The organism is Ruthenibacterium lactatiformans, assembly GCF_000949455.1.
Taxonomy (GTDB): domain Bacteria; phylum Bacillota; class Clostridia; order Oscillospirales; family Ruminococcaceae; genus Ruthenibacterium; species Ruthenibacterium lactatiformans.
The window spans coordinates 38,136-45,059 of sequence record NZ_JXXK01000030.1; the positions used below are offsets into that span (position 1 = coordinate 38,136).

Genomic DNA, 6,924 nt, shown 5'->3' on the forward strand with positions numbered 1-6,924 from the left:
TTCCACGCCCGCCCGGGCTTTCTCCGGGCGGGCTTTTTCGTTTCATCGCTCCGCCTGCGCCGCGCCCAGCGCCTGCAGCTTCTTCACAAGGTCGCTCACATAATTCGCGCCGCGGCTGGCAAAGACGCCGGTAAGCGCAACGCCCAGCCACGCCGCGTTGAAGCTCACGCCCAGCGCAGCGTAAAAATCCGCCCCGGCGCTGAAGCACAGCGATACGCCCAGCGCCACGGCTCCCGCCTGCGTGGCGGCGGTTTTCCACTGCTTTTCAAGAATCGCTTTGCCGAAGGTCTTGGCGTATTCCACCAGCGCCTCCACCGTTACGGCCATCATAAGTACAAGTACGGTCCTGTTCATTGCCGTTTTCCCTCCATCCATTTTTCCAGATCGCTGATGCGGTGGTTCGCCACCTTGATCTGTTCCTCCACAACGGGCATGCGCCGGGCAAAGCCGTTGTGCTCCCGCACCTCCCGCGTCAGCTCGTCCAGCTTTGTGTCCGTCACGGCCTGCGCTGTGGTGATCTTGTTCTCTGTTCGCCGGGCGGCCGCCGTATTGGTAATTACCACGCCAACCAGGGACAGCACGCCCGTGATGAGCGCGACGATGATGCTCTCCATCGCTCCTACACCCCCGGCGCGGTGCCGGATGCCTCCGTGCGCTGCGCGTACGCGCCCGCCTGCCGCCCGTCCCTTTGCGCGCGCTGCCCGGCCGCATCACCGCCCTGCGCCACGCAGGCCGCGAACGCGTCGCCCGGGGAGAGCGTCACAAGCTGGCAGCGGTCGGCCAGCACGGCGGCGTAACGCTGCACTCCCGCCACGAAGATGCGAACCCAGCTGTATCCGCCGGAGCTGCCCACCTCGGCCTGCACCGGGTAGCACACGCCCTCGGTCAGCTTTCCGCCGTTATAGTGCTTGTCCACCGCATTCACATCGGGCGCGGTGAACACCTCACATTTGCCGCTCGTCACTTCCAGAAACTTCATGTCGCTGTCCTCCGTTTCGTCGATTGCTTCACCGTATGTACCCACGGCGTTGGGGTGCCCGGTGTATGCCGTTGGGTCAAGCCCCGCCCCGGCGGCTGTGGCCCGCACCTCGAAATGGCAGTGCGCAAAGGGCGGGCTTGCCAGCGACGCGTTGCCCGTGCTGCCCATCACCGCCAGCGCGTCGCCGCTTTTCACCCGCTGGCCCACGGATACCAGATTCCGCGCGTTGTGGCAGAAATACAGGCAGTTCACCGCGTCCGGCGTCTGGCCCGCGTCCAGCTCCACACACACGTACCAGCCCCATTCCCACGTTTTGCTGCCCGTGGACCTGTCCACCTTGCGGGCCGTAACGACCCGCCCGGAAATGCTTTTGCCCTTGTAATCGGGCATTCGGATGGTGGTGCTGTCCAGCCCCTCCTCGTCGCTGCCGCCATGCCAGCCCTTGCCGTTGTTCCGGGTATAGCCCCACCGGCTGTACCCGTACCGCACCCGCACACGGCCCTTAAAAATTGCCATACGCCATGCCTCCTTTACAGCCCCAGCGCGGCAAGCTGCTGTTCGATGTAGGTGCGCTGCTCCAGCTCGGCCACAAGGTGCATTTCTTCAACGACCTGCCCGGTGGCAATGTCTGTTTTGCTCACGCGCTTTTTGCCGATGCTCGCCACAAGGCAATAGTGCTGGTACACCGTATCAAACACGATTTTCGTGTTGTCCTCGTCCGTCGTTTTTGTCAATCGGATTTTCGCCGTCGCGGCCTCATCCATAAAAGCGGCCTCGAACTCGGCCGTTGTCATGGCATCCTCGCCCATGTGGATTTCCATACGGCTGCGGGCGTTCGGGCTGCCGCTGGGGTATACTGTTGTATCTTCCAACAGTTCATATTCATTTCCGTTTTTCAGTGTGACTTTCAGCATTCTGTGTACCTCCTAAAAATTGCATTTCAGGCTGTAAATATAGCCTGTAAAACTACGGGAATTGTTGTTTGAAAAACCCATCAGAACATAATAGCTGCCGTTATAGCCGGAAGTGTTCAACGTCACGCTGGTCGCTTGCTGGTTGCCCAGCACACGGACTGCAGCAACGTATGAGTTGTCCGCGTTGATCGTAGGCCACGCGCTGAGCAGATAGATGTTGAAAGCTGAATAGGTTTCGGTAGGGTCGAATTTATTGATACTCGCCGTCAGTGATGAAACCGCCGACAGATCGACAGGCCAGTTTGTGATGACGCTGCCGCCGCCCAGATAGCTTCCGGTACACGTCAATGAAATATTTCCGGTGTTGAAAACAGGCTTCGTGCCCGTCTGGTTGCGGTAATAAGTATCGGTATTCAGAAAATAAGCGGCGCGGGCATCCCAGCCCCCGGTAAATCCGGAACACTGATCTCCATTGTTGTACAGGTACTCCGGCGCGCGCTTCCATACCTGCGTGTTTCCGTGTTTCACTACAGATAACGACGTGCCGTTATAGATCACATTCCCGCTCTGCGGCACTGTGACATTGTTGAAAACCAAAGCCATGCCCTCACCGCCTCACGAATAGTTGATTGTCAGCGTGGTGCCGGACAGGCTCATTGATATATTGCTGGCCCGCCGTGCATTGGAAAGCCTGCCGTCGTTGCCCTGGCACACGGTGCCCGCCGCTGAACCAAAGTTCTTGTTGAAGGCGTTGTTTTTCGTGAAGGCGGGTTCGGCCCCCACCTGGCCGGGCGTAAGCTGTACCGTCCTGTCGGCCGACCCGTCAAATTCAGCCATCTGCTGCCCGGCGTTGTTTTGGAGGATGAACTTTTTAGCCACCCGGTCCGCCGCTGCCGCCCGGTCCACCACGCCGTCGCCGTCCGCGTCATAGGTGGAAAACCGCTTCTTGATCTTCCCGAACAGCACGGTCAGCTCTTCCCCCGTCTGGATATCCGCATCCTGCTCCGCCTCGGTAAAAGATGCCGTTACGTTGGAGCCGTCCCCGTTGCGCGGCAAAAGCGGCTGCTGCTCGTTTCCGGGGTCATAGATGCTTTTCGCCATGTCGCCCGCGCCCAGCTCCACCACCTTCGCGCTGATGGCCGCGTCCGTCTCAGCCTTGGAATAGGCCCCCGCCTGCGCCGCCGTCACCCCGTGGGGGTTGTCCGCGCGGTCCGTGTGCGCTTTTACAAGGTCCCGCAGTCCGTTCAGCACCGCCTGCAGCTTTCCCGCCGGCGCGGCCGTCACCCCCTCGGGCGCCGCGGCGCCGATGTCGGCGGCCGCCGTTTCGGCCTCCAGCTGGCCGGCAAGCTCGTTGAACGCGGGCGCAAGCACCTCCCGCGGCAGCTCGTCCATAATGCGCTGCATCTCGGCGGTGGAAACGCCGGGCGTGTCCGGCCGCCCCACGTTCCCCTTGCCCAGCATATCCCCTTCTGTAATTTTTCGAAACGCCATAAGCTCCTCCTTTTCTCAGGCCCGGTAATACCCGGTCTCCACAAATTCAATGCCGATGCTGTCCAGCCCGAACGGCTCGTTCAGCACGCCGTTTTCCACCTTGAACCCCGCCTTGTCCACTTTTTTCAACCGGATTTTGTCCCCCAGCGTGCGGGGCGTGTCGTCGTTGGAGTAAGTGAACTTGGAATAGATCAGATGCGCATAGGAAAAATACCGCGCCGTCACAAAATCGCTGAACAACTCTTCCCATATGCCCGCAACGCGCCCCCACGCCCGCACGCCCGTCGCCAGCGCGCTGGCCAGCGCCACATAAAACCGGCTGAACGTTTTGTTGCGGTAAAAGGTCCGGCCGCTCAGGTCCGGCGTGCGCCAGCACGCGTAGATCGCCTCGCCGTTGTCGTTGTAGTTCAGCGGGTCGGACGGTTCGTTTGCAAATGCGCAGAGCCTGCCGTCCGCCGTGCCGAACCACAGCGCGCCGTCCTGCTCCCACAACACGCGGGCCGGGATATTGGTGCAGTAAAAGCCCGCATACTGGCGCGTGGAATAGGGGGCCGAGCGGTCCGTCTGCGTGGCCTGCAGCCCGTCCAGAATGTATGCACGCCCATTCAGGCACAGCCAGTACATATCTTTATAAACCAGCGCGAACGCTTCCTCCAGCCCATTTTCCTCCAGCAGCTTCCCGTTCAGGAAGAAGCTGCGGCTCTGGCTGTATTTTTCCCCGGTAATGTCCTGCGCCGTGATGGCGTAAACGCCCAGCTTTGTCAAAAACAGCGGTTCCGTGCCCAAATACCCAAACGAATATGGAGCAACTGCCCCTTCTCCTTGTAAAATGTTCACAATGCGGAACGCGGGCTTGTTGTCCACAAGGGTTCCCTCCCGCACGATCACGTTCCGGTCGGAATCGGTGGAATCCTTGTGCGCCGCCAGCCGGGCGTTTACAATGGAATATCCCACAATGGCGCTGTCGCTCTGGCCCAGCACCGAATAGGCCTGGTCTCCCCAGTAGGTGGGGTCGTTCAATCCGCTGTACCAGTCGTAGTTGATGAGCTGCGGGCTGCCGGACAAAAACAAACGGTCCGTCGCGCCGTTCACGCCGAACTGGATGCCGATGCGGCATTTGTTGATGCGGTCCGCATAGCCCTCAACTGTGTGTGATGCGGTGATTTTCACATTGTCCTGCCCCGCCACCGGGGATACGCCCGGCGCGGTGGTGAACGTGACCGTGCCTGCCGTGCGGTTTACAGTAAAGCCGCTGTTTTCCGCCATCGGCTTCCAGCTTCCGTCCGCCTGTAACAGCTCTACCTCCACGGGCGTACTGTCCAGCGGCACAAGGGACATTTGATACACCTTATCATTTTCTGTCCCGAGGAACTGCTCCCGGTATTTCGGAGATATCAAATTGGCGTTTTCATATTCTTCCCCGCCGATGTTTGGGGCGCGCGCGATGGTCAGCGTGGGGATGTATGCGTCCGCGTCCACCCGCGTCACGGCCGTGCCGTCGTAGCACAGCATCGCCTTTCCGTCCGCGATGTACAGTTTTTCGCCAAATTCCCACGAGCGGCTGCGCGCGTCGTTTGCGTCGGAATACACCACGGAATCGCCCTTGTACAGCTTTGTGCCCGCGTGTACCAGCGGGTCGTGCCCCATCAGCGCGTGATATCCGTTGATTCGCCCGTCCAGCGTCCGCTTCACCTGCCATCCCATGCGCTTGCGCACCTTCCCGGGCACATCGCGGATCATGTTCTCGCAGTCGGGCGAGCGGTTTTCGTCCGCGTTGGCCGGGCTGTTTGTCAGGTCCGCGCCTAAAAAGGTATCAATTTTCACCTGGGACAGCGTGGGAGCCGACGCGCGCGGCATATTTGTCTGCTTAAACATTGCAGCCACCCATTACAACCGCAGTTGGTCCATCTGTCATGCCGGAAAGGTTTGAAAGCTTGCCCTGATACTGCGCGTAAAAGCTCTGGAAAAACCGCTGGTCGTATTCCATGCTCTGCGTCTGCGCCGCGACAAATAAAATCACGGCCAACACTGCTTCATCCGGCAAATCAAACTCCGTTTCATCCGGCGCATTGTCCGGAATGTCCGCCGGGTATGCCTCATAGCGCAGCGTAAACGCATCCGGCAGCTGCGAATATTTTGTGTACGGATGTGCAATGCCGTCTACGATCACGTAGCGCGGTTTACAGCAGTCCTGCGGCAGCGTTTTTTCATCCTCCGCCGCGTACGTTTTTTCGCGCCAGATGGGGTAATACAACGCTACCTCTTTCTGTCCCATGTCAAAAAAGCGGTCCAGCCTGCCCGTCAGGTCCGCCTTCGGCTTTGTTTCATCCAGCAGTTTCAGCACTTCGCTTTTTGCTTCACCCAATGTCATTCCTGCATCTCCCTTCTGTTTCCGTCCGCATGCCCCGGAAGCCGCGCCCCGCCCGCCGCGCGGACGTTTGTCCCGCATGGAGCAGGGCGGCGCTTGTCGGGCTTCATTCGCCCTCCATTTCGCCTGCGGCGAAACCGCGCTGGCCGGTCATCGGCCCCACCGGGGCCGCTATTTTGCCGTTCCCGTCACGGCTGCGCCGCGCCGGGGCCCCAACGGCAAAACCCCGGCGCTTGTCGCCGTTCGGCTCCATTTCGCCTGCGCGAAACCGCGCTGGCCGGTCGTTGCCCCCGCCGGGGGCAACGTGCTCGCTGCCCCATTTTCGCTTTGCTCAAATGCGGCCCCGCGCTCGCACCCCGGCGCTCAGCTCCGTTTCATCCTAAAACAATTGTACGCTTCCGGATGTCCGTTTCTCCGGAATTTTCCGTTTTTTTCATCTGTCCCCCACCCTTTTTTTGCATCGGCTCCGGGGCGCACCGATACACAAAAATCCGCGGCGGGGATACCCCGCCGCGGATTTAACACCTTTTCAGTTTCCTGGCTCTATTTCCCTCTCCCCAACACCTGAAGCAGTTCGCCCGCCGCCTCGTCGGCATATTTTTTGGGGATTCTGCATAGCAATAAACAATTTCTTTTTTCCGTCTCTCATTGGAGTTGTGATCCAATTGCTTCTCCGCACCTTGCCGCGTATGCCAAAAAAGGAAAGCGCGCCCGCTTTCCTTTTTTGCTTTGCTCCGAAAGGCTCATTTCTGCCCGTTCTGCATTCTCTCTTTTCTCTGCCGCTCTCGTTCCAGATGCCGCAAGGCTGATTCGTACTCATACTTTGCCATGCGGTACAACTTTTCCACCGCCTCCTGCTCCGAGCCGGTCTGCTTCCGTACAAAATATTCATTTCGCTCCCCGCAGGAATACACCTCCCACAAGCCCGCTTCCTCGTTGAAAAAATAGCCTCTCGTAAAAGAGCCTGGGATTCTTTTTCCCAGCACAATATCTACTCCGTTCCGTTCCAACACCGGGGCCATTTTTTCCATTTCTTTAAACATTTCTTCCTTTGTCATGTTTGTAAGCCTCCTTACCACTTATTTCGTATAAAGAATTCCCAGATCTTCCATCTGCTGTGCGCTCAGCGGCATCGTCCACTGGTCCGCGCCGCCGTCCGAGCCGAACGCCGT

9 protein-coding genes are annotated in these 6,924 nt (G+C 59.3%); all 9 read right to left on the reverse strand.

The annotated features are described in order from the left end of the window. Positions 1-42 precede the first annotated feature (42 nt). The 9 genes from TQ39_RS15865 to TQ39_RS15905 all read right to left on the reverse strand — a co-directional run bounded on the left by TQ39_RS15865 (position 43) and on the right by TQ39_RS15905 (position 6,810). Entirely contained in the window at positions 43-354 is a 312-nt protein-coding gene (locus TQ39_RS15865; RefSeq protein ID WP_009324289.1) for a hypothetical protein, read from the reverse strand. After that, positions 351-614 (reverse strand): hypothetical protein, encoded by a 264-nt coding sequence (locus TQ39_RS15870; RefSeq protein ID WP_009324288.1) that lies wholly within the window; start codon positions 612-614, stop codon positions 351-353. The genes TQ39_RS15865 and TQ39_RS15870 overlap by 4 nt, the downstream gene beginning before the upstream one ends. Before the next feature lie 5 nt (positions 615-619). Further along, positions 620-1,495, reverse strand: a complete 876-nt coding sequence (locus tag TQ39_RS15875) for a M23 family metallopeptidase (protein ID WP_050006264.1) — start codon at positions 1,493-1,495, stop codon at positions 620-622. A gap of 14 nt (positions 1,496-1,509) precedes the next feature. Next, on the reverse strand, positions 1,510-1,893 hold the full coding sequence (locus TQ39_RS15880) for a hypothetical protein (protein ID WP_009324286.1): 384 nt from the start codon (positions 1,891-1,893) through the stop codon (positions 1,510-1,512). Positions 1,894-1,905: 12 nt separating this feature from the next. Then, positions 1,906-2,496 carry a hypothetical protein gene (locus tag TQ39_RS15885; RefSeq protein WP_050006265.1) on the reverse strand — a complete coding sequence of 197 codons (591 nt, stop codon included), beginning with the start codon at positions 2,494-2,496 and terminating at the stop codon, positions 1,906-1,908. A 12-nt stretch (positions 2,497-2,508) separates the two neighbouring features. Beyond that, positions 2,509-3,384 (reverse strand): hypothetical protein, encoded by an 876-nt coding sequence (locus tag TQ39_RS15890; protein WP_009324284.1) that lies wholly within the window; start codon positions 3,382-3,384, stop codon positions 2,509-2,511. 15 nt (positions 3,385-3,399) lie between these two features. After that, entirely contained in the window at positions 3,400-5,259 is a 1,860-nt protein-coding gene (locus tag TQ39_RS15895) for a hypothetical protein (RefSeq protein WP_050006266.1), read from the reverse strand. Continuing rightward, positions 5,252-5,755, reverse strand: a complete 504-nt coding sequence (locus TQ39_RS15900; RefSeq protein WP_050006267.1) for a hypothetical protein — start codon at positions 5,753-5,755, stop codon at positions 5,252-5,254. Before TQ39_RS15900 ends, TQ39_RS15895 begins: the two co-directional genes overlap by 8 nt. Positions 5,756-6,495: 740 nt before the next feature. After that, positions 6,496-6,810 carry a hypothetical protein gene (locus TQ39_RS15905; protein ID WP_009324278.1) on the reverse strand — a complete coding sequence of 105 codons (315 nt, stop codon included), beginning with the start codon at positions 6,808-6,810 and terminating at the stop codon, positions 6,496-6,498. Positions 6,811-6,924: the final 114 nt, after the last annotated feature.

What these genes read in the sequence shown, in the direction of transcription:
- TQ39_RS15870 (WP_009324288.1), bottom strand. Translation starts at nt 614, where the DNA reads ATGGAGAGCATCATCGTCGCGCTCATCACGGGCGTGCTGTCCCTGGTT.
- TQ39_RS15880 (WP_009324286.1), bottom strand. Translation starts at nt 1,893, where the DNA reads ATGCTGAAAGTCACACTGAAAAACGGAAATGAATATGAACTGTTGGAA.
- TQ39_RS15885 (WP_050006265.1), bottom strand. Translation starts at nt 2,496, where the DNA reads ATGGCTTTGGTTTTCAACAATGTCACAGTGCCGCAGAGCGGGAATGTG.
- TQ39_RS15890 (WP_009324284.1), bottom strand. Translation starts at nt 3,384, where the DNA reads ATGGCGTTTCGAAAAATTACAGAAGGGGATATGCTGGGCAAGGGGAAC.
- TQ39_RS15865 (WP_009324289.1), bottom strand. Translation starts at nt 354, where the DNA reads ATGAACAGGACCGTACTTGTACTTATGATGGCCGTAACGGTGGAGGCG.
- TQ39_RS15895 (WP_050006266.1), bottom strand. Translation starts at nt 5,259, where the DNA reads ATGTTTAAGCAGACAAATATGCCGCGCGCGTCGGCTCCCACGCTGTCC.
- TQ39_RS15900 (WP_050006267.1), bottom strand. Translation starts at nt 5,755, where the DNA reads ATGACATTGGGTGAAGCAAAAAGCGAAGTGCTGAAACTGCTGGATGAA.
- TQ39_RS15905 (WP_009324278.1), bottom strand. Translation starts at nt 6,810, where the DNA reads ATGACAAAGGAAGAAATGTTTAAAGAAATGGAAAAAATGGCCCCGGTG.
- TQ39_RS15875 (WP_050006264.1), bottom strand. Translation starts at nt 1,495, where the DNA reads ATGGCAATTTTTAAGGGCCGTGTGCGGGTGCGGTACGGGTACAGCCGG.